This is a genomic window from Pseudomonas sp. LBUM1645 (assembly GCF_059716185.1).
This window is the reverse complement of the sequence record NZ_CP166811.1, coordinates 4,998,169-5,025,075: the sequence shown is the minus strand read 5'-3', so window position 1 is coordinate 5,025,075 and position 26,907 is coordinate 4,998,169. Positions and strand designations below refer to the sequence as shown.

Genomic DNA, 26,907 nt, shown 5'->3' with positions numbered 1-26,907 from the left:
GAATGATCGTTTTGTCATAAGGACGTAACGATAAAGATGGTATGGCGATAAGTAACACGATGTTGTCCCGTGTTTATTGGCAAAACCCCGGTATGATCAGCCCCGCGCTGCATGATGGGGTTAATCCTTTAGTGAGAATGCCTCCTGTTGAGCAGGGGGACTATTCGACGAAGGGTCGACTTATGACATTTTGTTGCATCAACTTTTTTATCTGTCTTTGCATCTAAGCTCTTTTAACCCGAGCAGCAAGGGTGGGACGGCACACCTTCGTGCCACGCGGGCGCTCTTTTAGAAAAGCGCCTGATTGAAAACCGGGCCGGCAATGCGTTGCCGGTTCACTTAGCTAAAGGCTCTGAAATTCCAATGTCCGATCAATTCGAAATCTTCCTCACTTGCCCAAAAGGCCTTGAAGGCCTGCTCATCGAGGAAGCCGTCGGGCTTGGCCTTGAAGAAGCGCGTGAGCACACCTCTGCCGTGCGCGGCATGGCAACCATGGAAACCGCTTATCGCCTGTGCCTGTGGTCGCGTCTGGCGAACCGGGTGCTGCTGGTGCTCAAGCGTTTCCCGATGAAAGACGCTGAAGACCTCTATCACGGCGTGCTGGATATCGAGTGGCAAGACCACATGCTCAACGATGGCACCCTGGCCGTTGAGTTCAGCGGTCACGGCTCGGGCATCGACAACACCCACTTCGGCGCCTTGAAGGTCAAGGACGCCATCGTCGACAAACTGCGCACGCCTCAGGGCGATCGTCCGTCGATCGACAAGCTCAACCCGGACCTGCGCATTCACCTGCGCCTGGACCGTGGCGAAGCGATCCTGTCCCTCGACCTCTCCGGCCACAGCCTGCACCAGCGCGGCTATCGCTTGCAGCAGGGCGCGGCGCCGCTGAAGGAAAACCTCGCGGCCGCGATCCTGATCCGTTCCGGCTGGCCACGCATTGCGGCCGAGGGCGGCGCGCTGGCTGACCCGATGTGCGGTGTCGGTACGTTCCTCGTCGAAGCTGCGATGATCGCCGCCGACATGGCGCCGAACCTGCGTCGCGAGCAGTGGGGTTTCACGGCCTGGCTCGGTCACGTTCCGGCGCTGTGGAAAAAGCTTCACGAAGAAGCCACTGAGCGTTGCGCGGCCGGTCTGGCCAAGCCACCGCTGTGGATTCGCGGTTACGAAGCCGATCCGCGCCTGATTCAACCGGGCCGCAACAACGTTGAACGTGCCGGCCTGAGCGAGTGGATCAAGATCTACCAGGGCGAAGTCGGGACGTTCGAGCCGCGTCCGGACCAGAACCAGAAAGGCCTGGTGATCTGCAACCCACCGTACGGTGAACGTCTGGGTGACGAAGCGAGCTTGCTCTATCTCTACCAGAACCTCGGCGAACGTCTGCGTCAGGCCTGCTTGAACTGGGAAGCCGCGGTATTCACCGGCGCCCCGGACCTGGGCAAGCGCATGGGCATCCGCAGCCACAAACAATATTCGTTCTGGAACGGCGCGTTGCCGTGCAAATTGCTGCTGATCAAGGTCACGCCGGACCAGTTCGTCACCGGCGAACGCCGCACTCCGGAACAGCGTCAGGTCGAGCGCGAGCAGGCCGAAGTCGAAGTCGTAGACAACGACGTAGCACCCGGCAAGTACGAGAAATACAACAAGAACGGCAACCCGATCAAACCGGCACCGGTGGTGATCGAGCAGCCGCGCTTGAGCGAAGGCGGGCAGATGTTTGCCAACCGTCTGCAAAAGAACCTCAAGGCCCTCGGCAAGTGGGTCAAGCGTGAAGGCATCGACTGCTACCGCGTCTACGATGCCGACATGCCGGAATACTCCATGGCCATCGACCTGTATCAGGATTGGGTCCACGTCCAGGAATACGCCGCGCCGAAATCCATCGATCCGGAAAAAGCCTCGGCGCGCATGTTCGATGCCCTGGCGGCCATTCCGCAGGCTTTGAACATCGACAAGAGCCGCGTGGTGGTCAAGCGTCGCGAGCGTCAGAGCGGCACCAAGCAGTACGAACGCCAAGCGGCACAGGGCAAGTTCGTCGAGGTCAACGAAGGTGGCGTGAAGCTGCTGGTGAACCTCACGGATTACCTCGACACCGGGCTGTTCCTCGATCACCGGCCGATGCGCATGCGGATCCAGAAAGAGGCGGCCGGCAAGCGCTTCCTCAACCTGTATAGCTACACCGCAACCGCCAGTGTTCACGCAGCCAAGGGCGGCGCGCGCAGCACCACCAGCGTCGACCTGTCGAAAACCTATCTGGACTGGGCGCGTCGCAACTTATCGCTGAACGGTTTCTCCGAGAAGAACCGTCTGGAGCAGGGCGACGTGATGGCCTGGCTCGATGCCTGCCGTGACGAGTACGACCTGATCTTCATCGATCCGCCGACGTTCTCCAACTCCAAGCGCATGGAAGGGATCTTCGACGTGCAGCGTGACCAGGTGCAATTGATCGACCTGGCCATGGCGCGTCTGGCCCCGGGCGGCGTGTTGTACTTCTCCAACAACTTCCGCAAGTTCCAGCTCGAGGAAAACCTTGCCGAGCGTTATGCGGTCGAGGAAATCACTGCCCAGACCATCGATCCGGATTTCGCCCGTAATGGCAAGATCCACCGTGCATGGAAAATCACGGCTCGTTGACACTTGAAGGAATTGGATCCACAGAGCCTTGATTTTTAAAGGCTCTTGGCTTCTTTCTGTGCTGGTCAAATTGATGGCTAATAGCTATAACTCAACGCATGGCCAATGGGCTTTCCCGCACCTGGCGTTTTGAGTTGCGTCTATGTCGTTGCACGCCGTGCGCCCGAAGATCCTGGGTTTTATCAGTGAAGATGTCTCGGCCTGGCTGGTCGCGCTGCTGGTATTGATCGTCGGCGGGATTCTCACGGGATTGCTGGCGTGGTCGACGCTGAATCTGTTTCACCATCAATTGCGGCAACGTTTCCAACTGCTGGCCAGTGAACGTTACAGCCGTATCGAAGAACGCTTCGAAGATCAGGAGCAGCGCCTCGATGGCCTGCGCCGGTTCTTTGCCAATTCCGATTCGGTCTCCCGCGCGGAGTTCGACGGTTACACCCAACCGCTGTTGCACCGGACTCAGGCCTATTCCTTCGCCAAGCGGGTAACCGGTGCCGAACGGGCGGTATTTGAGCGCCAGGTGCGTGCAGAGGGTTTACCCGACTTCACCCTGCGCGAACTCAATGCCGACGGCCAACTGCAACTGGCGGCCGAACGGGATGAGTACGTGGCGGTGCTGTATAGCCAGACCCAAAGCAAACTGGGTTCGCCGCTGGGCTACGACTTGTGGGCTCAACCCTTGCGCCGTGCCACCCTTGAACGGGCCGATCAGCACGGCGGCATGGCGGTATCGCAGCCGATGCATCTGGTCAGTATCGAGCCGGCCTATGCGCGCGGCGTGCTGCTGGTCGCACCGGTGTTGCTGCGCAAAAGTCCGGCTACGGCGGGGTTGAAATCGTACGGTTATGTCATGGCCGTGATCAGCATGCATCAGTTGCTGGCGGACGGGCTGCCGGAGGCTGGCCGTGACTACCTTTCGGTACGCATCCTCGACTTATCCACAGACGACGATCAGCACGAAGTGCTTTATGAATCCCCCAACACACCGGCGCCCAGTGAGTTGTCCGCGACCCGCCTGCTGCGGCTTGCCGACCATGACTATCAAGTCGACATTCAGCCCAGCGATGCCTTCCTGCGAGCCAATCACTCTTCGGTGACCACCCTGATGGTGCTGGGCGGCATGCTCAGTCTGTTGCTCAGTGCCTTGCTTTATGTGCTGGTCAGTCAGCGTCGACGGGCGCTGAAAATGGTCGAGCAACGGACCCAGGAACTGCGCGCCCGCGAGCAGGAGTTGCGCGGCACCCATGGCCAGTTGCGTGGCGTGCTGAATGCTGCGACCCAAGTGGCGATCATCGCCACTGACCTGCGCGGGGTTATCCAGACCTTTAATGCCGGTGCCGAGCAAATGCTTGGCTACACCAGCACCGAGGTGGTGGGCCACATGACCCTGGAAAACCTGCACCTGCCCCGGGAACTCCTGGCACGTTCGGCGGAGCTGAGCGCGCGTTATGGCAAACCGATTCCGACCTGTCAGGCGATGTTGGTCGAGGGCGGCGAGGAGGGCGGTCACGAAGCGCGGGAATGGACGCTGCTGCGTAGCGACGGCAGCCATTTGACGGTGAACATGCTGGCGACCCCGGTCCTCGACGAGCAAGGCTTGTGGGTCGGGCACCTGGCGATCTGTATCGACATCACTGAACGCAAACGGGTCCACGAGGCTCTGGCGGCACGGGACCTGTTGTTGAAGAAACTCAGCGCCCATGTGCCCGGAGGGATCTACCAGTTCAAAATGGAATTCGATGGGCGCTTCAGCGTGATCTACGCCAGCGACGGTATTCGCGATATCTACGAACTTGAACCGGATGTGATGTTGCTCAACGCCGAAGCGATTTTCACGCGGATTCATCCGCAGGACACCACCCGGGTCCGTGCCTCGATCCGGGCGTCGGCGGACACCCTCAGCCCTTGGCGCGAGGAATACCGCGTGCAGCTGCCGCTACGTGGCCTGCGCTGGGTTCGTGGCGAGGCGACGCCGGAGGAATTGCCCGGCGGCGGCGTGCTTTGGCACGGCTATGTCTCGGACATCTCCGACTTGAAACGGGTGGAAGAAGAACTGCGGGCGCTGTCGATCACCGACTCTCTGACCGGGATCCATAACCGCCGCTATTTCCAGGAACGCCTGACCACCGAAATGGCCCGGGTCGAACGTGGTGGCGGCGAACTGTCGGTGATCATGCTCGATATTGACCACTTCAAACGTATCAATGACCAGCACGGCCACGCGGTCGGCGATCGGGTGTTGCAGATCGTGTGCGAACGCATCGGCCATCGGCTGCGGCGCACCGACGTGTTCTGTCGCCTGGGTGGCGAGGAGTTCATGGTGCTCTGCCCGGATATCAACGGCGAGCATGCCCATGTCCTGGCCTTGCAGCTATGGCAAGGGCTGCGCAGTTCGCCGATCGAAGGCGTCGGGACAGTGACCGCCAGTTTCGGGATTGCCAGCTGGCGAGTCGGGGAGGGCGCGGATTCGCTGCTGCTGCGGGCGGATTCGGGGGTGTATGCGGCGAAACAGGCAGGACGGGATCGGGTAGAAGGAGAGATGAGCTAGAGCTGCATGCTCACCCCTGTGGGAGCGAGCTTGCTCGCGATAGCGGTATGACAATCGACATCAATGTTGAATGTCAGGTCCTCATCGCGAGCAAGCTCGCTCCCACATTGGATCTGTGGTGTTTTGTAGATCGGGTTAGAGCACCGAAGCTGTTTCCGGCAGTTTCGGCTGGCGATACAGGTCCAGCAGCACCTGATCCAGCACCGACGACGCGCCAAACGGTGCCTTGTCGTTGAGGATCGCCACCACCGCCCAGGTATTGCCGTTGATGTCGCGGCTGAAACCGGCAATCGCCCGCACCGTATTCAAGGTGCCGGTCTTGATGTGCGCTTCACCGCGCATCGCCGTGGTCTTCAGGCGTTTGCGCATGGTGCCGTCGGTGCCGGCAATCGGCATCGAGCTGATGAACTCGGCCGAATACGGGCTTTTCCAGGCCGCTTGCAGCATGCCGGCCATTTCACGCGCACTCACCCGTTCCGCACGGGACAGGCCGGAACCGTTTTCCATCACCAGGTGCGGCGCGGTGATGCCTTTCTTCGCCAGCCACTGACGCACGACACGCTGTGCAGCCTTGGCATCGTCACCGTCGGCATCGGTGCGGTACTGCGCGCCCAGGCTCAGGAACAGCTGCTGGGCCATGGTGTTGTTACTGTATTTGTTGATGTCGCGGATGATTTCCGCCAGGTCTGGCGAGAAGGCCCGAGCCAGGACCTTGGCGTCTTTAGGCGTTGGCGCCAAACGGTCCACGCCCTGAATGCTGCCGCCCAGTTCCTTCCAGATCGCTCGCACGGCGCCTGCGGTGTAGGTCGCGTGGTCGAGCAGCGACAGATAAGTCTGGGAGCTGCAACCCTCGCCCAACTGGCCGCCGACCGTCACGGTCACGCTGCCATCGGCCTGAGTCACCGGGTTGTAACGCACGCCACCGGTGCATTGCTTGGAGTTGACGGCTTTGACCTGGTTTTCGATGCGAATGGTGGCAATCGGCGGTTCCACCGACACCAGCACCCGGCCGTTGTCGTTACGCGCCACAAAGCGCAAGGCCTTGAGGTTGACCATCAGTGCGTCAGGTTTGACCAGGAACGGCTTGTTATCGTCATTGCCGTCGTCGTTGAACTGCGGCAATTGCGGTTGTACGAAGAAATTGCGGTCCAGCACCAGGTCGCCGGTGATTTGCGTCACACCGTTGGCGCGCAGGTCACGCATCAGCAACCAGAGTTTTTCCATGTTCAGCTTCGGATCGCCGCCACCCTTGAGGTAGAGGTTACCGTTGAGGATGCCGCCGCTGAGCGTGCCGTCGGTGTAAAACTCGGTTTTCCACTGGTGGTTCGGGCCGAGCATTTCCAGCGCCGCGTAAGTGGTGACCAGTTTCATGGTCGAGGCCGGATTGACGGAGACGTCAGCATTGAAAATCGTCGGGGTGCCAGGGCCATTGAGCGGGATCATCACCAGCGACAGGGCGTTGTCCTGCATCTTGCTGGCCTTGAGGGCTTTTTCAACGTTGGGCGACAGCGAGGTGTTGATCGGGGCGGCGGAAACAGAGAAGGCCAGAGGGAGCAGAAAACCGGCCAGTAACAATGGACGCAAAGATTTGATCATGTGAAATAAAACCCTACAGCCGAGGGGAAAAAAGACGAGGGCATGAAGATAAATTCCCTCAGCGGTCATGAAAGTGTCGGCATTATGCCCCAAGGTGTAGCGGCTTGTGCCGTACCCTGGTCCTCTAATCCGCTATTTTTTTACCGACGGTAGGGCCTGCAACCCAGAGAGACGGGCAATCGGCGCCTTAAACTGCTAAAGTGCCGCCCGTTATTACTTATGAGGATTGTTCCAATGGCGACTAACCGTTCCCAGCGTCTGCGCAAAAAACTGTGCGTCGATGAATTTCAAGAGCTGGGTTTCGAACTGAACCTGGATTTCAAAGAAGATTTGGCTGATGAAGCCATTGATGCTTTCCTCGACGCGTTCCTGAAAGAAGCCATGGAAGCCAACGGTCTGGGTTATGTGGGCGGCGACGACTTCGGTCTGGTTTGCCTGCAGAAGCGTGGCTCGGTGTCCGAAGAGCAGCGTGCTGCTGTTGAAGCCTGGCTCAAAGGCCGCAGCGAACTGACTGAAGCAACCGTCAGCCCGCTGATCGACGTCTGGTACCCGGAAAAGCCGATCAATCCGGTAGCTTGATGTTGTAAAAAAACGGCGACCCAAGGGTCGCCGTTTTTTTATGTCCGGAAGATCAAAAGATCGCAGCCTCGTTTCACTCGACAGCTCCTACACAGCTCCTACACAGCTCCTACATTGGAATGCATTCATCCTGTAGCAGCTGTCGAGTGAAACGAGGCTGCGAGTTTTTAGCTTTTACGCCAGTTCAGAATCACCAGCGTCAACACCCCCGCCACAATCCCCCAGAACGCCGAACCGATGGAAAACAGCGTCAGCCCCGACGCCGTGACCATAAAGGTAATCAGTGCCGCTTCACGTTCCTTCACCTCGCTCATGGCGATGCTCAAGCCATTGATGATCGAGCCGAACAGCGCCAGCGCCGCAATCGACAGCACCAACTCTTTCGGTAGCGCGGCAAACAGCGCCGCCAGTGTCGCGCCGAACACCCCGGCAATCCCGTAGAAAATCCCGCACCAGACGGCCGCCGTGTAGCGCTTGTTGCGATCTTCATGGGCATGCGGCCCGGTGCAAATCGCCGCGCTGATGGCCGCCAGGTTGATCCCGTGGGAACCGAACGGCGCCAGCAGCAACGAGGCGATGCCGGTGGTGGTGATCAGCGGCGAGGCCGGCACGGTGTAGCCGTCGGCGCGCAATACGGCGATGCCGGGCATGTTTTGCGAAGTCATCGCCACCACAAACAATGGAATGCCGATGCTGATGGTCGCGGCGAGAGAGAAGTGCGGCGTGGTCCAGACCGGCGTCGCCACTTCCAGATGAAAACCGCTGAAATCCAGCAGGCCCATGAACCCGGAAAGCGCCGTGCCGATCAACAGTGCGGCCAGCACGGCATAACGCGGCGACAGGCGTTTGACCACCAGATAAGTGAAGAACATGCCCAATACCAGCGCGGTGCGATGCTGCGCGGCGACGAAGATTTCGCTGCCGATCTTGAACAGAATCCCCGCCAGTAGGGCGGCGGCCAATGACGCCGGAATCTTTTTCACCAGCCGTTCGAAGCTGCCGGTCAAACCACAAATCGTCACCAGCACCGCACAGGTAATGTAGGCGCCAATGGCTTCGCCGTAGGTCACGCCGCCCAGACTGGTGATCAGCAACGCCGCGCCGGGGGTCGACCAGGCGATAGTGATCGGCGTGCGGTAACGCAGAGACAGGCCAATCGAGCACACCGCCATGCCAATCGAAATCGCCCAGATCCACGAGGAAATCTGCCCGCTGGTCAGGCCCGCCGCTTGCCCGGCCTGGAACATCAGGACCAGCGAGCTGGTGTAGCCGGTCATCATCGCGATGAAGCCGGCGACGATCGCAGAAGGCGACGTATCGGCCAAGGGGCGGAGTTGCGTGTGCGTGGCGTCGTTCATGACAGCGGTGTTCCTTTTTACGTATGAAGATGTTCCGAAGTGAAGTCTTCCAATGGATTCTGCGTTCAAGCCTAAACTCAAAAGTAACCAGTCGTTGCAATACAGCGGAAGTGACAAACAGCCGTACAGTCGTGTTGCCACCCTCCATTGTGTACAATCGCAGTGTTTTTTACGCGATACTTGCCAGCGACCCACTGTGCCGTATTACAGTCACGGTCAATTCGCCGCAGTTCTTCCGACTCGAGTGCCCATGAACGAACAGTTGCAACCCCTAAAGAAACAACCGCGAGCAGGTAAAGCCGGCCGCAGCGGTACCCAGGACGATATTGTCTATGCGCATATCTTCGAGGCCATCCTCGAACAGCGTCTGGCGCCCGGTACCAAGTTGAGCGAAGAAGCGCTGGGGGAAATTTTCGGGGTCAGTCGCACCATCATTCGCCGCGCGCTGTCGCGCCTGGCCCATGAAGGCGTCGTGCTGCTGCGTCCGAACCGTGGCGCTGTCGTCGCCAGCCCGAGTGTCGAAGAGGCTCGCCAGGTGTTCATGGCCCGGCGTCTGGTGGAGCGTGCGATCACTGAATTGGCGGTGCAGCACGCCACTGCCGAGCAGATTGCCGAGTTGCGCCAGATGGTCAACGACGAGCGCGACAGCTTCTCCCGTGGCGATCGCGGCGCTGGTATTCGTCTGTCGGGCGAGTTCCACTTGAAACTGGCTGAAGCGGCGAAAAACGCGCCGCTGATCAGCTTCCAGCGCAGCCTGGTGTCCCAGACTTCGTTGATCATTGCCCAGTATGAAAGCGGCAACCGCTCCCACTGTTCCTACGACGAGCACACGCAGCTGATCGACGCCATCGAAGCGCGCAACGCTGAGCTGGCGGTGGACCTGATGATGCATCACATGGATCACATCGACAGCAAACTCAACCTCGACGAAGAAAGCGCGTCGGATGATTTGCATGCGGTGTTCTCGCATTTGTTGCAGACCAAGAAACCAGGGCGGCCGGTCGCGAAGCTATAAGTCAGACCGAGTCGCACCCATCGCGAGCAAGCTCGCTCCCACATTTGAAATGCATTCCCCTGTGGGAGCGAGCTTGCTCGCGATAGCGATCGGACAGGCAATAAAAATCCCCCGCGCTGTACGGCGACGGGGGATTTTTTATGCCCGAAAAATCTTAACGCTGATGCACCTGATTCCCCGCCGCATATGTCTGCAACACCGTCCGGTCATCCCCCAGCGTCATCAATACAAACAACGTCTCGGCAATGTTATTGGCCTGCTTCAAGCGATAGCTGAGCAGCGGCGTGGCGTTGTAGTCCAGCACCAGGAAGTCCGCATCAGTGCCCGGTTGCAGGGTGCCGATCTTGTCTTCCAGACGCAGCGCACGCGCACCACCGAGGGTGGCCAGGTACAGCGACTTGAACGGGCTCAACCGGGCGCCTTGCATCTGCATGACCTTGTACGCTTCGTTCAACGTTTGCAGCAGCGAGAAACTGGTGCCGCCACCGACGTCCGTACCGAGGCCGACATTCAACTTGTGCTTCTCGGCCATTGGCAGGTTGAACAGGCCGCTGCCGAGGAAGAAGTTCGACGTCGGGCAGAAGGCGATCGCCGAGCCGGTTTCCGCCAGCCGCGCACACTCGTCGTCGCACAGGTGCACGCCGTGGGCGAATACCGAGCGCTCGCCGAGCAGTTTGTAGTGGTCGTAGACGTCCAGGTAACCCTTGCGCTCAGGGAACAGCTCCTTGACCCACTCGACTTCCTTGAGGTTTTCGCTGATGTGGGTCTGCATGTACACGTCAGGAAATTCGCTGAGCAACTGGCCGGCGAGGGTCAGCTGTTCTGGGGTGCTGGTCGGGGCGAAGCGTGGGGTAACCGCGTAGTGCAAACGGCCCTTGCCGTGCCAGCGTTCGATCAGCGCCTTGCTTTCGACGTAGCTGGATTCCGCGGTGTCGGTCAGGTAGTCCGGCGCGTTGCGGTCCATCATCACTTTGCCGGCGATCATCCGCAGGTCCAGCTGTTCGGCGGCCTCGAAGAACGAGTTCACCGATTGCGGGTGCACGCTGCCGAACACCAGCGCGGTGGTGGTGCCGTTGCGCAGCAGTTCCTTGATGAAAATGCCCGCGACTTCGTCAGCGTGAGCCTTGTCGGCGAATTGGCTTTCGCACGGGAAGGTGTAGGTGTTGAGCCAGTCCAGCAGTTGCTCCCCGTAAGCGCCGACCATGCCGGTTTGCGGCAAGTGAATGTGGGTGTCGATGAAGCCCGGGGTGATCAGCGCGTCCTGATAATGGGTGATCTCGATGTCGGCCGGCAGGGTCGGCAGCAAGTCGCTGGCGTGACCAAGGGCGCTGATCTGGCCGTTATCGACCACCAGCAGGCCGTCTTCGAAATACTCGTAAGAGGCTTCGATACCGACTTCGGCAGGATCGGCAATGCTGTGCAGAATGGCGGCGCGGTAGGCTTTGCGAGTCAGAGGCATGGGGGTTCTCAATTAGTTCGGAGCTTTTCAGTTCGAGGCTTTTTAATTCGAAGCTTGGCTGCGGCGTGAAGCAGGCAGCAGTTTGGCAATCGATGATCCGGCGCTGGCGGTGTGCTGGCCGAAATTGGCGTTATAGGTGGCGATGATTTCGCCGGCGATGGAGATGGCAATTTCCACAGGCAACTTGCCTTTGACTTCGCCGATGCCCATCGGGCAGCGCATGCGTTGCAGCACGGCGCTGTCGAAACCACGGTCACGCAAGCGGTGTTCGAACTTCACCCGTTTGGTCTTCGAACCGATCAGGCCGAAGTAGGCGAAGTCGTTGCGTTTGAGGATCGCGGCGGTGAGTTCGAGGTCGAGCTGGTGGTTGTGGGTCATGACGATGCAGTAGCTGCCGGCGGGCAGGTCGTCGATTTCGTCCACCGGTTCTTCGGCGACGATTTTACGGACGCCGTGGGGGATCTGTTCCGGGAATTCCGCTTCCCGCGAATCGATCCAGCGCACCCGGCAGGGCAGGCTGGCGAGCAGCGGCACCAGCGCCCGGCCGACATGGCCGGCACCGAACACGGCAATCTGCGCCTGGACCTGGCCCATCGGTTCGAACAGCAACACGGTCACGCCGCCGCAGCACTGACCCAGGCTGGCGCCGAGGCTGAAGCGCTCAAGGTGCGTGTCCTGCTTACCGCTGGCCAGCATCTCGCGGCCGATCTGCATGGCCTTGTATTCCAGATGCCCGCCACCGATGGTGTCGAAGGTCTGGGTGGCGCTGATGACCATCTTCGAACCGGCATTGCGCGGCGTCGAGCCGAGCTCTTCGATGATGGTCACCAACACGCAGGGTTCACCCTGGGATTGCAGGTCGGCGAGGGCGTCGATCCAGTTGTACATGTTTCACCTCGACATCTTTGTTGTCTGTCAGTCCGCCATCGCGAGCAAGCTCGCTCCCACATTGATTGGTGGCGTTCACAAAACCCCTGTGGGAGCGAGCTTGCTCGCGATAGCCGCGCCGCGGTCTTAAAGCGAAGCCAACTCAGGCTCAGCCGCAACAGCTTTCGCCGCCTTCAACTGCCGCATCTGCTCACAGCCCCACAACACCCGCTCCGGGGTCGCCGGTGCGTCGATTTTCGGTTGATGCTTGTAGTCGCCCAGACTGGCCACGGCGTCCTTGATCGCACACCACGACGCGATGCCGAGCATGAACGGCGGCTCGCCCACCGCCTTGGAATGGAACACCGTGTCTTCCGGGTTCTTGCGGTTTTCCACCAGCTTCACCCGCAGGTCCAGCGGCATGTCCGCCACTGCCGGGATCTTGTAGCTGGCCGGGCCGTTGGTCATCAGTTTGCCTTTGTTGTTCCACACCAGTTCTTCCATGGTCAGCCAGCCCATGCCCTGGATGAAACCACCCTCGACCTGACCGATGTCGATCGCCGGGTTCAATGAGTCGCCGACGTCGTGGAGGATGTCGGTGCGCAGCATTTTGTACTCGCCGGTCAGGGTGTCGACGATCACCTCGCAGCACGCTGCGCCGAAGGCGTAGTAATAGAACGGCCGACCACGGGCCTGACTGCGGTCGTAGAAGATTTTCGGGGTCTTGTAGAACCCGGTGCTCGACAGCGAAACCTGAGCGAAATACGCCTGCTGGATCAGCGATTCGAACGTCAGGATATGATCGCGAACCCGCACGTGTCCGTTGTGGAATTCCACGTCTTCTTCGCTGACCTTGTAGTGCCGCGCGGCAAATTCAACCAGACGTTTCTTGATGATCTCAGCTGCGTTCTGCGCGGCTTTACCGTTTAGGTCGGCGCCACTGGAAGCCGCAGTCGGCGAGGTGTTCGGCACCTTGTCGGTGTTGGTCGCGGTGATCTGCACGCGGTCCATTTCCACTTGGAACACTTCCGCCACGACTTGCGCGACTTTGGTGTTCAAACCCTGGCCCATTTCGGTGCCGCCATGGTTCAGGTGGATGCTGCCGTCGGTGTAGATATGGATCAGCGCACCGGCCTGGTTGAGGAAGCTGGCGGTGAAGGAAATACCGAATTTCACCGGGGTCAGCGCCAGGCCTTTTTTCAGGATCGGGCTGTTGGCGTTGTAGCGACGGATCGCTTCGCGGCGTTCGGCGTACTGGCTGCTTTCTTCGAGTTCGGCGGTCATTTCCTCGAGCATGTTGTGCTCGACGGTCTGGTAGTAATGGGTGACGTTGCGCTCGGTCTTGCCGTAGTAGTTGGCCTTGCGCACCGCCAGCGGATCGAGGGCCAGATGACGGGCGATGGCGTCCATCACTTCTTCGATAGCGACCATGCCTTGCGGGCCACCGAAACCACGGTAAGCGGTGTTCGACGCGGTGTTGGTTTTGCAGCGGTGACCGTTGATGGTCGCGTCGCCCAGGTAGTACGAGTTGTCGGCGTGGAACATTGCACGGTCGACAATCGACGCCGAGAGGTCCGGAGAGCAACCGCAGTTACCGGCCAGTTCCAGGGCGATGCCGTGCAGCCGACCGGTGCTGTCGAAGCCCACGTCGTATTCGACGTAGAACGGGTGACGCTTGCCGGTCATCAGCATGTCTTCGACCCGCGGCAGGCGCATTTTTGTCGGCTGGCCGGTGAGGTGCGCGATCACTGCGCACAGGCACGCCGGGCTCGCGGCCTGGGTTTCCTTGCCGCCGAAACCACCGCCCATGCGGCGCATGTCGACGACGATTTTGTTCATCGACACATCAAGCACTTCGGCCACCAATTTCTGCACTTCGGTGGGGTTCTGCGTCGAGCAGTAGACGATCATCCCGCCGTCTTCGGTCGGCATCACCGAAGAGATTTGGGTTTCCAGATAGAAGTGTTCCTGGCCGCCGATGTGCAACGTGCCCTGGATACGATGCTCGGCGGTGGCCAAGGCACCGGCCGAATCACCGCGCTGATGCGTGTGGCTGTCGAGCACAAAGTGGCGTTTGCGCAGCGCTTCGACCACGTCCAGCACCGGCTCCAGATCTTCGTATTCGATGATCGCGGCCATCGCGGCTTTGCGTGCGGTTTCCAGATCCTTCGCCGCAACGGCGAGCACCACTTGACCGACGAACTGGACGTCATCGATGGCCAGTAACGGATCGCCCGGCATCAATGGGCCGATGTCTTTCAGGCCCGGCACATCTTTGTGGGTGATGGCGATACGCACGCCGTCGAAGGCGTAACAAGGCTGGGTGTCGATGCTGATGATTTTCGCGTGGGCGCGGTCCGACAGGCGTGCGTAAACATGCAACTGGTTCGGAAATTCCAGCCGGTCGTCGATGTACTGCGCTTCACCGGACACGTGCTTGGCGGCGCTGTCGTGCTTGACGCTGCGGCCGACACCGGTGGTCAGGTCCTTGGCGAACAGTTCAGCCAGTTCGGCCTGGGTCTTCTCTACGGCGTGATGATTAGACATAAGCGGTCACCCGAGTCTCGATGTGCGGTGTTTGCAGTTCGATGAAGTATTTACGCAGCAGGTTTTGCGCGCTGAGCAGGCGGTATTCCTTGCTGGCGCGGAAGTCCGAGAGCGGCGTGAAATCTTCGGCCAATGCAGCGCAGGCGCGTTCGACGGTGTCGTTGTTCCAGGTGGCGCCGAGCAGAACGGCTTCACAGTTTTTTGCGCGTTTCGGGATTGCGGCCATGCCGCCGAAGGCGACGCGGGCGTCGGCGATCACGCCGTTGTCGATGCGGAGGTTGAACGCGGCGCAGACGGCGGAAATGTCATCGTCCAGACGCTTGGAGACTTTGTAGGCGCGGAACAGTTGTTCGGCGCTGGCACGCGGCACGATGATCTTTTCGATGAACTCGCTTTCCTGACGCGCGGTAACCCGGTAATCGATGAAGTAATCTTCCAGCGCCATCGTGCGGCGGACTTCGCCTTTGCACAAAACGACCTGCGCGCCGAGTGCAATCAGCAGGGGCGGGGAGTCACCGATCGGCGAAGCGTTGCCGATATTGCCGCCGAGGGTGCCCTGGTTGCGAATCTGCAACGAGGCAAAACGCTGCAGCAATTCGCCGAAGTCCGGGTACTCGGCTTTCAAGGCTTCATAGCAATCGGAGAGGGCAGTGGCAGCGCCGATTTCCAGGCGATCGTCGAAGCGCTCGATGCGCTTCATCTCGGCGACGTTGCCGACGTAGATCATCACCGGCAGGGTGCGGTGGAACTGCGTGACTTCCAGCGCCAGGTCCGTACCGCCGGCCAACAGGCGAGCCTGTGGATAAGCGTCATAGAGGTCGGCCAGATCGGCGACGGTCAGCGGCACCAGGCAGCGCTTGTCGCCACTGTTGAGTTCGCCGATGTCGGTGGGAGCGATGGCTTTAAGGCGAGCGATGGTGTCGGCTTCACGGGCGTCGAACTGGTCCGTTTGCTTGCCGCAGCAGGATTGTTCCGCGGCAGCCAGAATCGGCCGATAGCCGGTGCAGCGGCAGAGGTTGCCGGCCAGCGCTTCGTGAGCTTTATGAGCATCCGGTTGATCGCTGTTCTTTTGCAGCGCGAACAGGGACATCACGAAGCCCGGGGTGCAGAAGCCGCATTGCGAACCGTGGCACTCGACCATGGCTTTTTGCACGCTGTGCAGCTCGCCTTGGTGCTTGAGGTCTTCGACACTGATCAGTTGTTTGCCGTGCAATGACGAAACGAACGTCAGGCACGAGTTGAGGCTGCGATAGCGAATGTGTTCGCGGCCATCGTCATCCGTTTGCAGCTCGCCGACCACCACGGTGCACGCGCCACAGTCACCGCTGGCGCAGCCTTCTTTGGTGCCGGGTTTGCCCACATGGTCGCGCAGATAATTGAGCACGGTCAGGTTTGGGTCCAGGGCGTGCTCGCTACGGAGTTCCTGGTTAAGTAAAAACTGGATCACGGAAGGCCTCGCAGACTCATTATTGTTGTTAACCGACTTGAACCGAATTTATCAGGTCTGACTTTGCGGTCAATGATTTTCTGACTTAAAGGTCAGGAAATAGCATTTTGTCGATCAACGACTCGTTCCTTCATTATTGACCCTCACGGGATAGCCTGCTTTTTGCTTGAATCGTGCCAAAAACCGCCGAGTGGGCACTCCGCCATGACCCTTTATGTGCGGTACACTGCGCCGCTTGTGCAGATCGAAGAGTTTGAAGGGACAACCATGACGTTCAAGGCGCCGGACAGCCTCGCCGAGCAAATTGCTCACCACCTCGCCGAACGCATCATTCGTGGCGAAATGAAGCCCGGGGAGCGCATCCAGGAACAGAAGGTCACGCTGGCCCTCAATGTCAGCCGCGGTTCGGTCCGTGAAGCCTTGCTGATCCTCGAGCGTCGCCACCTGATCGCGATCCTGCCGCGACGTGGCGCCCACGTGACCGAACTCACGGTTCACAAGGTCCAGAGCCTGTGCACGCTGATGAGCGAGCTTTACATCCTGCTGGGCAATGCAGTGGCCAGCGGCTGGAAAGTCCAGGCCGACATGGCGCCGTTCGTACAAATCCAGCAGCGTCTGACCGCCAGCTACGAGCGCCAGGACATTCGCACCTTTGTCGACGACAGCTTCAGTGTGATGCGCGCCGCGTATCCGTTCGCCAACAACCCGTACTTGCAGGAAACCGTCGAGAATCTGCAGCCGGCCATGAGCCGCGCGTATTTCCTCGCCCTGGAACAGCGCAAGGCCTCGATGAGCGAGTTCCTCGAACTGTTCGAACGCTTGCTCGCCGCCGTGCTGGCCCGTGATTTTCCGCAGATCCGCATCGTGCTGACGGCGTATGCCCAGCGCAGCAGTGATCTGGTGGTTTCTGCCCTGACGGACGCTTAAGCGTGCGGCTAAAGTGCATCAAGCTGGCGGGGTTCAAATCCTTCGTCGATCCGACCACGGTGAACTTCCCCAGTAACATGGCGGCGGTGGTCGGGCCCAATGGTTGCGGCAAGTCGAACATCATCGACGCCGTCCGTTGGGTAATGGGCGAGAGTTCGGCCAAGAACCTGCGCGGCGAGTCGATGACCGACGTCATCTTCAACGGCTCGACCAGCCGTAAACCGGTGAGCCAGGCCAGCATCGAGCTGGTGTTCGATAACTCCGACGGCACCCTGCTCGGCGAATACGCGGCCTACGCGGAAATTTCCATTCGCCGCAAAGTGACCCGCGACAGCCAGACCACCTACTACCTCAACGGCACCAAATGCCGCCGCCGCGATATCACGGATATCTTCCTCGGCACTGGCCTCGGCCCGCGCAGCTACTCGATTATCGAGCAGGGGATGATCTCCAAGCTGATCGAGTCCAAGCCCGAAGACTTGCGCAACTTCATTGAAGAAGCGGCGGGCATCTCGAAGTACAAGGAGCGTCGGCGCGAGACTGAAAACCGCATTCGCCGCACCCACGAAAACCTGGCCCGCCTGACCGACCTGCGCGAAGAACTCGAGCGTCAGCTTGAACGCTTGTACCGCCAGGCCGAGGCCGCCAAGAAGTATCAGGAATACAAGGGCGAGGAGCGTCAGCTCAAGGCCCAACTGTCGGCCCTACGCTGGCAGGCGTTGAATGAACAGGTTGGTCAGCGCGAAGCGATCATCGGCAATCAGGAAGTCACCTTTGAAGCGCTGGTGGCCGAGCAGCGTAATGCCGATGCGGCGATCGAACGCTTGCGTGACGGGCACCACGACCTGTCCGAGCGCTTCAATCTGGTGCAGGGGCGCTTCTATTCGGTCGGCGGCGACATCGCCCGGGTCGAGCAGAGCATCCAGCACGGTCAGCAGCGATTGCGCCAATTGCAGGACGACCTGAAAGAAGCCGAGCGCGCGCGTCTGGAAACCGAGTCTCACCTGGGCCACGACCGCACCTTGCTCCTGACCCTGGGCGAAGAGCTGGACATGCTCACCCCCGAACAGGAAGTTACCAGCGCCGCCGCCGAAGAAGCTGCCGCCGCGCTGGAAGAATCCGAAACCACCATGCACGCCTGGCAAGAGCAGTGGGACACCTTCAACCTGACGGCCGCCGAACCGCGTCGCCAGTCCGAAGTTCAGCAGTCGCGGATCCAGCAGCTGGAAACCAGCATGGAGCGCCTGGCCGATCGTCAGAAGCGTCTCGGCGAAGAGCGCGCGTTGCTCTCGGCAGACCCGGAAGACGCGGCGATCATGGAGCTCAGCGAGCAACTGGCCGCGAGTGAAGCGACCCTCGAAGACTTGCAGGCCAGTGAAGAAGCCCAGGTCGAACGCCTCGAGCAACTGCGTCAGGAATTGCAATTAGCGCTGCAAAATCAGCAACAAGCTCAGGGCGATTTGCAGCGTCTGAACGGTCGCCTCGCCTCCCTTGAAGCCTTGCAGCAAGCCGCACTCGATCCGGGCACCGGCACTGCCGAATGGCTGCGCGAACAACATTTGGCGGACCGTCCGCGTCTGGCCGAAGGTCTTAAAGTTGAAGCCGGTTGGGAGCTGGCGGTAGAAACCGTGCTCGGTGCCGACCTGCAAGCGGTGCTGGTGGATGATTTCGGTGATTTCGATCTGGCCGGTTTTGCCCAAGGCGATTTGCGCTTGCTCAGCCCCGCCACTGATGGCGTGCGCGTGCCCGGCAGCTTGCTGGATAAAGTTGAAGCGCAGATCGATCTGGCGCCATGGTTGGGGCAGGTTAAACCGGTCGATAGCCTCGAGCAGGCGTTGGCCCTGCGCAATCAATTGACCGCCGGCCAGAGCCTGATCAGCCGCGATGGTTACTGGGTCGGTCGGCACTTTTTGCGCGTACGCCGGGCAAGCGAAGCGGAAAGCGGTGTGCTCGCCCGCGGCCAGGAAATCCAGCGTCTGGGCCTTGAACGCGAAGAGCGCGAAGCCACGGTCGAAACCCTGGAAACCCAATTACAAAACCTGCGGGCGCAACAGCGTCAGCAGGAAAACGGTCGCGAACATCTGCGCCGTCTGCTGCAAGACGAAGCGCGTCAGCAAGGCGAATTGAAAGCCCAGTTGTCCGCCGGCAAAGCCAAGGCCGAACAACTGACCTTGCGCCGTACACGCCTGGACGAAGAACTCACCGAGCTGGCTGAGCAACGCGCTCTGGAACACGAAAATATCGGCGAGGCGCGTCTGCAATTGCAGGATGCCCTCGACAGCATGGCGCTGGACACCGAGCAGCGCGAGTTGCTGCTGGCCCAGCGCGACAGCTTGCGCGAGCGACTTGATCGGGTGCGGCAGGAAGCCCGGCAGCACAAGGATCACGCGCATCAGCTGGCGGTGCGTCTGGGCTCGCTCAAAGCGCAACACGACTCCACGCGTCAGGCGCTGGAACGTCTGGAAATGCAGTCCGAGCGCCTGACCGAGAAGCGCGAACAGCTCAGCCTCAACCTGGAGGAGGGCGAGGCGCCGCTGGAGGAGTTGCGCCTCAAGCTCGAAGAGCTGCTCGACAAACGCATGACCGTCGACGAAGAACTCAAGACTGCGCAGATCGCCCTGGAAGACGCTGATCGCGAATTGCGCGACGCGGAAAAACGTCGCAGCCAGGCCGAGCAGCAATCGCAATTGATTCGCGGCCAGATGGAAACCCAGCGCATGGAATGGCAGGCCCTGACCGTGCGCCGCAAGGCGCTCGAAGATCAGTTGCTGGAAGACGGCTACGATCTCCACGGCGTACTCGCCACGCTGGTGGCCGAGGCCAACGAGAAAGACGCCGAAGAAGAACTCGAACGCATCGCCGCGCGGATTCAGCGTCTCGGTGCGATCAACCTGGCGGCCATCGACGAATACCAGCAACAATCCGAGCGTAAACGTTATCTGGATGCGCAGAACGACGATTTGGTCGAGGCGCTGGATACGCTCGAAAACGTGATTCGCAAGATCGATAAGGAAACCCGAAACCGCTTCAAAGATACCTTTGATCAGATCAATGGCGGTTTACAGGCCCTTTTCCCAAAAGTTTTCGGTGGAGGACGCGCCTATTTGGAACTGACGGGCGAAGATCTACTCGATACAGGGGTAACGATCATGGCGCAGCCGCCAGGAAAGAAGAACAGCACCATCCACTTGCTCTCCGGTGGCGAAAAAGCCCTGACCGCATTGGCCCTGGTTTTTGCCATCTTCAAGTTGAATCCGGCGCCGTTCTGCATGCTCGATGAAGTTGACGCGCCATTGGATGACGCTAACGTTGGACGCTACGCACGGCTGGTCAAAGAGATGTCGCAGACGGTGCAGTTCATCTATATCACCCACAACAAGATCGCCATGGAAATGGCCGAGCAACTGATGGGGGTGACGATGCACGAACCGGGTTGCTCGCGTCTGGTGGCAGTGGATGTCGAGGAGGCGATGGCGATGGTGGATGCCTGAGTCGGCGCTTTCAGGAGAGGTATTTTTGAGTTGTAGGACTTAATTACCTGCCCTGACTTGCTGGCCAATCGACATATTCGCGCAAGCCATTGTGACAGACGGTGTAAAGTTGCCTTTGGTCGTGCTAGTTTAATGTCAATTTTTCGTATACGTGGGCAAAACGCCTGTCAGAACATAGAGTTGGCGCCACGTTTTAAAGCGGTTTGCGAGTTGTAAACCACTTATTTTTCAGCATTTTTTATAGAGGCACGGGATTACATGGAAATCGGTCTGCGCGAGTGGCTGATCGTCATCGGCATTATTGTCATTGCCGGTATTCTTTTCGATGGCTGGCGTCGCATGCGCGGCGGCAAGGGGAAACTGAAATTCCGTCTCGACCGAAGTTTGTCCAATTTGCCGGACGAGGACACCAGCGCCGAGCTGTTGGGCCCGCCCCGCGTGCTGGATACGCATAAAGAGCCGCAACTGGACGAACACGATCTGCCGTCGGTGAGCATGCCTGCTCGTGAGCAGCGTGAGTCGGGTTCCAAGCGCGGCAAGCGTGGTCATGGCGAGCCTTCGCAAGGCGACATGAACCTCAGTCTGGATCTGGACGGCGGCCCGAGCTTCAGCAGCCGTGACGACGATTTTCCGGATGACACCAAGGCTTCGAGTTCGGCCAGCGACAGGGAACAACCGCAAGCCGAAGAAGTGCTGGTGATCAGCGTGATCTGCCGCGACGCTGCCGGCTTCAAAGGCCCGGCGCTGTTGCAGAACATTTTGGAAAGCGGTCTGCGTTTCGGCGAGATGGACATTTTCCACCGCCACGAAAGCATGGCCGGCAACGGCGAAGTCCTGTTCTCGATGGCCAATGCGGTCAAGCCGGGCGTTTTCGATCTGGATGACATCGACCACTTCAGCACACCGGCAGTGAGCTTCTTCCTCGGTCTGCCAGGCCCGCGTCATCCGAAGCAAGCCTTCGACGTGATGGTGGCCGCGGCGCGCAAACTGTCCCAGGAGCTGAACGGCGAACTGAAAGACGACCAGCGCAGCGTGCTGACTGCCCAGACGATTGAGCATTACCGTCAGCGCATCGTTGAATTCGAACGTCGTGCCCTGACCCAGAAGCGCTAAGGTCAAAAGATCGCAGCCTCGTTTCACTCGACAGCTCCTACAGGGGTCGCGATTTTCTGTAGGAGCTGTCGAGTGAAACGAGGCTGCGATCTCTTGATCCTGATGATATGAGATAGAGCAGCCTCGGCTGCTCTTTTGCTTTATGAGAGAACACCCATGACCGCCGCCAAAAACCGCATTCTAGAGCTGCGCGCTGAGCTGGATCAGCACAACTATCGCTATCACGTGCTGGACGAGCCAAGCATTCCGGACGCCGAATACGATCGGTTGTTCAATGAGCTCAAGGCCCTCGAAGCGGCCAATCCCGAACTGATCACCAGCGACTCGCCAACCCAGCGCGTCGGCAGTGCGGCGCTGTCGGCGTTCACTCAGGTGCGTCACGAAGTGCCGATGCTCAGCCTCGGCAACGCCTTCGAAGAAACCGACATGCGCGAGTTCGATCGTCGGGTGACTGAAGGTCTCGACCTGCCGGTCGGTGACTTGTTCGGCGGCGGTGCGGCGGTGGAATACAGCTGCGAACCCAAGCTCGATGGCCTGGCGGTCAGCTTGCTGTATCAGGATGGCGTGCTGGTGCGCGGCGCGACTCGCGGCGATGGCACCACCGGCGAAGACATCAGCGTCAACGTGCGTACCGTGCGCAACATTCCGCTCAAGCTGCACGGTACCGGCTGGCCGGCGACCCTGGAAGTGCGCGGCGAAGTGTTCATGTCCAAGGCCGGTTTCGAACGCCTCAACGCCACGCAGCTGGAAGTCGGCGGCAAGACCTTCGCCAATCCGCGCAACGCAGCGGCGGGCAGCTTGCGCCAGCTCGATTCGAAGATCACCGCCAACCGTCCGTTGGAATTTTGCTGCTACGGCATCGGTCAGATTTCGGCCGATATTGCTGATACGCACATTGGCAATCTGCAGCAACTCAAAGCCTGGGGCATGCCGATCAGTCATGAGTTGAAACTGGCTCATGGCATTGATGAATGCCTGGATTACTACCGTGACATTGGTGAACGCCGCAATTCGCTGCCCTATGAAATCGACGGCGTGGTGTTCAAGGTCAACAGCATTGCCTCTCAGCGTGAGCTGGGCTTCCGTGCTCGTGAACCGCGCTGGGCGATCGCGCACAAATTCCCGGCCATGGAAGAACTCACTGAATTGCTCGACGTGGAATTCCAGGTCGGTCGTACCGGCGCGGTGACGCCCGTAGCGCGCTTGAAACCGGTCAAGGTGGCCGGTGTCACCGTGGCCAACGCAACGCTGCACAACATGGACGAAGTGGCGCGTCTGGGTCTGATGATTGGCGACACGGTGATCATCCGCCGCGCTGGCGATGTAATTCCGCAGGTGGTGCAAGTGGTCATCGAGCGCCGTCCGGACAACGCACGGCCAGTACAGATTCCCGAGAAGTGCCCGGTCTGCGGCTCGCATGTCGAGCGCACGCAACTGGTCAAGCGCAGCAAGGGTCGCGAGACCGTCAGCGAAGGCGCGGTGTACCGCTGCGTCGGTCGTCTGGCCTGCGGTGCGCAACTCAAGCAGGCAATCATTCACTTCGTCTCCCGTCGCGCCATGGACATTGAAGGCCTGGGCGAGAAGAGCGTCGAGCAACTGGTGGATGAAGGTCTGGTAAATTCGCCAGCCGATTTGTACGCGCTGACGTTCGAGCAAATCGTCGACCTCGAAGGCTTTGCCGAACTGTCGAGCAAGAACCTGCTCAGCGCCATCGAAGACAGCAAGAAGCCGAGCCTGGCACGCTTCATCTACGCCCTCGGGATTCCCGATGTCGGTGAAGAGACGGCCAAGGTGCTGGCGCGTTCTCTCGGCTCGCTGGAGCGGGTTCAGCAAGCCTTGCCGCAAGTGCTCACGTACTTGCCGGACGTGGGCCTGGAAGTGGCTTATGAGATTCACAGCTTCTTTGAAGATGCGCATAACCAGCAGGTGATCAAGGACCTGCTCAAGCACGGCATGCAGATTCAGGATCAGGGTGAGCTGGGTGCCGAGTTTGCCGCCAGCACCACGCTGGGCGGCTTCCTCGACAAGTTGCACATACCTTCGGTCGGGCCGGGTGGGGCGCAGAAGCTCGCTGACAAGTTTGGTTCGCTTGAAGGGGTTTTCAGCGCCGACTGGCTGGATATGCGTCAGGCGCTGCCGGAGAAGCAGGCGACTTCGGTTCGGGAGTTCTTTGCGGTTGCGCAAAATCGCCAAATTGCTGAAGCCGCCGAGAAACAGCTGCGTGATTTCGGCATGCACTGGCAGAGCGAGAAGAAAGTCGTTGAAGGCTTGCCGCTGGCCGGGCAGACCTGGGTGCTGACCGGTTCGCTGGAGTTGATGAGCCGCGACATCGCCAAGGAAAAACTTGAAAGCCTCGGTGCCAAGGTGGCAGGCTCGGTATCGGCGAAGACCCATTGTGTGGTCGCCGGACCGGGTGCCGGCTCGAAGTTGGCGAAGGCTAATGAGCTGGGGTTGAAGGTTCTGGATGAAGAGGCGTTTGTCGAGTTTCTGAAGAAGCACGGCATCGACGTTTAAGATCGCCAAGATCGCAGCCTTCGGCAGCTCCTACAGGGGATCGGCGTGCACCTGTAGGAGCTGCCGAAGGCTGCGATCTTTTGATTTTACCCACATGGAGTGCGGGAACGATCACGGTCCGGGAATGATCTAGTCTTGGCAAGCCCCAGGGAGAGATCGCCATGTACCGCTTCTTCGAACAGCTCAGTTCACGCATCGCTGCGCCCTTCATCGGCGAAAGCTCGCGCAACAGCAAGGTCTGGCAGTGCCGCTGCGGGCAGTCGCTGTTTTTTCGCAACAGCCAGTGTCTGGCGTGTTCGGCGGCGTTGGGTTATCAACCGGAGCAGAGTCGCCTATCGTCGCTGCAGCCCGGCGTGCAGGCTGATACCTGGTTGCTCGACGCCGATCCCGAAGCCGGTGTCTTCCGCCGTTGCGCCAACCTCGATTCCCCGGCCGCGTGCAATTGGCTGCTCCCCGCCAATGACCACGATGCGTTATGCATCGCTTGTAGCCTGAACCACACCATCCCCGACCTGTCGATTGCCGAAAACCACGAACGCTGGCGCAAGGTCGAAACGGCCAAGCGGCGTCTGGTCGCACAGTTGGTCAGCCTTGGTTTGCAGGTGATTCCCAAAACCGTGGACGAAGAGACGGGGCTGGCCTTCGATTTCATCGGTGTCGACCTCGAAGGCAAGCCGCCAACCACGGGTCACGCCAACGGTCTGATCACCCTCGATATCAAAGAAGCCGATGACGCCCATCGCGAGCAGCTTCGGGTGCAGATGCATGAACCTTATCGCACGCTGCTCGGGCATTTTCGGCATGAAGTCGGGCATTACTACTGGGACCGGCTGATCGCCAGCAGCCATTGGCTGGAACCGTTCCGTAGCCTGTTCGGCGACGAGCGCGCCAGCTACACCGACGCTCTCGAACGGCATTACCAGCAAGGTGCGCCGCTCGACTGGCAGCAACATTGCGTCAGCGCCTACGCGACCATGCATCCGTGGGAGGATTGGGCCGAAACCTGGGCTCACTACCTGCACATGATGGACGCGGTGGATACGGCGTTGGGGTTCGGGATGAGTGCCAGGGAAATGGACTTCGACTATCAGCCGTTTCCCCCAAGTACCCTCTACGATCCACAGCATCCCGGCGGCGCGGCGTTCCTGTCGTTCGTCAATGCGTGGATCGAACTGGCGGGCATGCTCAATGAACTGTCACGCAGCATGGGGCAGCCGGATTTCTATCCGTTCGTCCTGCCGCCAGCAGTAATCGCCAAGCTGCACTTCATCCACCTGGTGATCCAGGAAGAGGGCGGCCGGGCGGATGAGGTGTTGCAAGACCTGTAGCCGCCTGAGTCCGCTTGTAGCAGCTGTCGAGCTTGCGAGGCTGCATTCGGCTGCGAAGCAGTCGTGAAATCAGGCAGCGCGGTTTCTCAGGTAAACCGCGTGTGACGGGTTTACGACTGCTGCGCAGCCGAACGCAGGCTTCGCCAGCTGCTACAGTTCGCGATCATTTCCAGGATCTGCATGTCCTTGAAGCAGCACATATTTTTTAATCCGCCCGAACGGTTGTAACTTCGTCTCAGATAGGTACAATGGCGCGGCTCGCCGTCAGGTGAGCGTCGTTATGGTGACCCCATCGGTCCCCCCGCAACGATTACCCGTGAACCTGGTCAGATCCGGAAGGAAGCAGCCACAGCGGGAACATTGTGTGCCGGGGTGTGGCTGGTGGGGTTGCCTCCATAACGCCACGTCCTCAGAGTCGAGGGCTTGAGCGCGCAACATCCTCCGATACCTCTCGTTTTTAAAAACCTTATTTTTGTTCGTCTGCTGCGCTGTCCTGTAGCGGGTTTGTCATGCCTGCAGATCCTGCGCTGCCGGCGTCACCCGGCAGCACGGAAGGACCAGAACCTTAAGCCTTGCGACTGAACAGCTTGCGCACAAAGCCTGCGATCACTACCAACCCCACGATCAAGAACTTCTTCGCTGCCAGCAGGAAAATGCCGATCTTGGCAAATAACCCGGCCTTCGCAGCCAGACCGCCACCCACCAGTGCCGCCAGGCCATAAGACGCCAGTTTGTCGGTTCCGGGGTTGTAGTCGGTGTACAGGTTGCCCTCAGTGAAGTTGGTGAAGGCGATGACTTTGGGTAATTCCTGCTTGATCATCGGCATGTCCGCCATTGACGCGACAGCGTTCAATTCCAGGACACCTTTGCGGCCCAGCACCCGAATGCTGTAATTCAGTGTGCTGTCCTCGGCGTCATCGGCTTTCAGTTCCCGGGCCCAGTACATTTTGTGGCTGGTTTCGTCGTAGTGCGGTTGTTCGGCCCAGCCCAGCAGGTGCAGGCCGGCATAGCCCTGCTTCTGCCGCTCCTTATTGTCTTCCTCATCCTCTTCCTGCATTTGTTTGAGCAGGTCGGCATAGTCGATTTTTGCCGCATCTTCGTCGGAAATATGCCCGTCGTCGTTATAGCTGACAATCACGCCCCAGCCGCTGGCGGTCAGTGGGTTCACGGCTTTTGGGATGATCATGCCCAGGGTCTTGTGGCCGGGTGGGTTGCCCCAACCGTCGGTCAGCAAGCGTTCAGTGTCATTAGGGTCCAGGTAATAAAACTCTTTACTGAGCTTCAGCGTTGCAATGCCGGAGGGCAGGGTGATGGTGCCGTGCTGCTGCTTCAGGGTGGCGAGAAATTGTTCGGGCGTTTGCTGCGCTTGGGCAACTTCAGCGGGCGCCGGGGGAGGATTGCTGGCCGCTTGCACGGGGGCGTGAAGCGCGCACAGCAGCGCTGCCATGAGGATCGGGCGGAGGTGTTTCATCGTAGTCCCTTACATT

Annotated in this window: 16 protein-coding genes and 1 other RNA gene; 10 read left to right on the top strand and 7 right to left on the bottom strand. The window is 59.8% G+C overall.

All coding sequences use genetic code 11. The features are described 5' to 3' along the window. Positions 1 to 363: 363 nt before the first annotated feature. Positions 364 to 2,634, top strand: coding sequence for a bifunctional 23S rRNA (guanine(2069)-N(7))-methyltransferase RlmK/23S rRNA (guanine(2445)-N(2))-methyltransferase RlmL (gene rlmKL, locus ACA079_RS22660; protein WP_497701013.1), 2,271 nt, complete (start codon positions 364 to 366; stop codon positions 2,632 to 2,634). A gap of 142 nt (positions 2,635 to 2,776) precedes the next feature. After that, a complete protein-coding gene (locus ACA079_RS22655) occupies positions 2,777 to 5,179 on the top strand; it encodes a sensor domain-containing diguanylate cyclase (RefSeq protein ID WP_497701012.1) in 2,403 nt (800 codons plus the stop codon). A 135-nt stretch (positions 5,180 to 5,314) separates the two neighbouring features. On the opposite strand, the gene dacB is transcribed toward ACA079_RS22655, so the two are convergent. After that, entirely contained in the window at positions 5,315 to 6,775 is a 1,461-nt protein-coding gene (dacB, locus tag ACA079_RS22650; protein ID WP_497701011.1) for a D-alanyl-D-alanine carboxypeptidase/D-alanyl-D-alanine endopeptidase, read from the bottom strand. Between the two features lie 234 nt (positions 6,776 to 7,009). Between dacB and ACA079_RS22645 the strand changes: the two genes are divergently transcribed. Further along, a complete protein-coding gene (locus ACA079_RS22645) occupies positions 7,010 to 7,354 on the top strand; it encodes a YggL family protein (RefSeq protein ID WP_007896965.1) in 345 nt (114 codons plus the stop codon). Positions 7,355 to 7,521: 167 nt separating this feature from the next. Here ACA079_RS22645 and ACA079_RS22640 read toward each other — a convergent pair whose 3' ends face one another. After that, the gene (locus ACA079_RS22640) at positions 7,522 to 8,712 is read right to left on the bottom strand and encodes a benzoate/H(+) symporter BenE family transporter (protein ID WP_497701010.1); all 1,191 of its coding nucleotides are present in this window, start codon (positions 8,710 to 8,712) and stop codon (positions 7,522 to 7,524) included. A 250-nt stretch (positions 8,713 to 8,962) separates the two neighbouring features. Between ACA079_RS22640 and ACA079_RS22635 the strand changes: the two genes are divergently transcribed. Further along, a complete protein-coding gene (locus ACA079_RS22635) occupies positions 8,963 to 9,727 on the top strand; it encodes a GntR family transcriptional regulator (RefSeq protein WP_046047886.1) in 765 nt (254 codons plus the stop codon). 154 nt (positions 9,728 to 9,881) lie between these two features. Here ACA079_RS22635 and guaD read toward each other — a convergent pair whose 3' ends face one another. From guaD to xdhA, 4 genes are all read right to left on the bottom strand, one after another. Then, a complete protein-coding gene (guaD, locus tag ACA079_RS22630; RefSeq protein ID WP_033055675.1) occupies positions 9,882 to 11,186 on the bottom strand; it encodes a guanine deaminase in 1,305 nt (434 codons plus the stop codon). Positions 11,187 to 11,228: 42 nt separating this feature from the next. Next, a complete protein-coding gene (gene xdhC, locus ACA079_RS22625) occupies positions 11,229 to 12,074 on the bottom strand; it encodes a xanthine dehydrogenase accessory protein XdhC (RefSeq protein WP_497701009.1) in 846 nt (281 codons plus the stop codon). 126 nt (positions 12,075 to 12,200) lie between these two features. Further along, positions 12,201 to 14,600 carry a xanthine dehydrogenase molybdopterin binding subunit gene (gene xdhB / locus ACA079_RS22620; protein ID WP_497701008.1) on the bottom strand — a complete coding sequence of 800 codons (2,400 nt, stop codon included), beginning with the start codon at positions 14,598 to 14,600 and terminating at the stop codon, positions 12,201 to 12,203. Next, entirely contained in the window at positions 14,593 to 16,047 is a 1,455-nt protein-coding gene (gene xdhA / locus ACA079_RS22615; RefSeq protein ID WP_497701007.1) for a xanthine dehydrogenase small subunit, read from the bottom strand. Before xdhA ends, xdhB begins: the two co-directional genes overlap by 8 nt. A 267-nt stretch (positions 16,048 to 16,314) precedes the next feature. Here xdhA and ACA079_RS22610 point away from each other — a divergent pair, with 267 nt between their 5' ends. From ACA079_RS22610 to ffs, 6 genes are all read left to right on the top strand, one after another. Next, the gene (locus tag ACA079_RS22610; RefSeq protein ID WP_046053172.1) at positions 16,315 to 16,974 is read left to right on the top strand and encodes a GntR family transcriptional regulator; all 660 of its coding nucleotides are present in this window, start codon (positions 16,315 to 16,317) and stop codon (positions 16,972 to 16,974) included. A 2-nt stretch (positions 16,975 to 16,976) separates the two neighbouring features. Next, positions 16,977 to 20,465 carry a chromosome segregation protein SMC gene (gene smc / locus ACA079_RS22605; protein WP_497701006.1) on the top strand — a complete coding sequence of 1,163 codons (3,489 nt, stop codon included), beginning with the start codon at positions 16,977 to 16,979 and terminating at the stop codon, positions 20,463 to 20,465. A gap of 258 nt (positions 20,466 to 20,723) precedes the next feature. Then, on the top strand, positions 20,724 to 21,578 hold the full coding sequence (zipA, locus tag ACA079_RS22600) for a cell division protein ZipA (RefSeq protein WP_497701005.1): 855 nt from the start codon (positions 20,724 to 20,726) through the stop codon (positions 21,576 to 21,578). 156 nt (positions 21,579 to 21,734) lie between these two features. Further along, positions 21,735 to 24,092 (top strand): NAD-dependent DNA ligase LigA, encoded by a 2,358-nt coding sequence (gene ligA, locus ACA079_RS22595; RefSeq protein ID WP_497701004.1) that lies wholly within the window; start codon positions 21,735 to 21,737, stop codon positions 24,090 to 24,092. Between the two features lie 161 nt (positions 24,093 to 24,253). Further along, entirely contained in the window at positions 24,254 to 25,420 is a 1,167-nt protein-coding gene (locus ACA079_RS22590; protein WP_497701003.1) for a zinc-binding metallopeptidase family protein, read from the top strand. Positions 25,421 to 25,710: 290 nt separating this feature from the next. Further along, positions 25,711 to 25,807, top strand: an RNA gene (ffs, locus tag ACA079_RS22585) — signal recognition particle sRNA small type. A gap of 178 nt (positions 25,808 to 25,985) precedes the next feature. Here the strand turns inward: ffs and ACA079_RS22580 are convergent. Next, the gene (locus ACA079_RS22580; protein ID WP_497701002.1) at positions 25,986 to 26,891 is read right to left on the bottom strand and encodes a DUF2167 domain-containing protein; all 906 of its coding nucleotides are present in this window, start codon (positions 26,889 to 26,891) and stop codon (positions 25,986 to 25,988) included. Between the last annotated feature and the right edge of the window lie 16 nt (positions 26,892 to 26,907).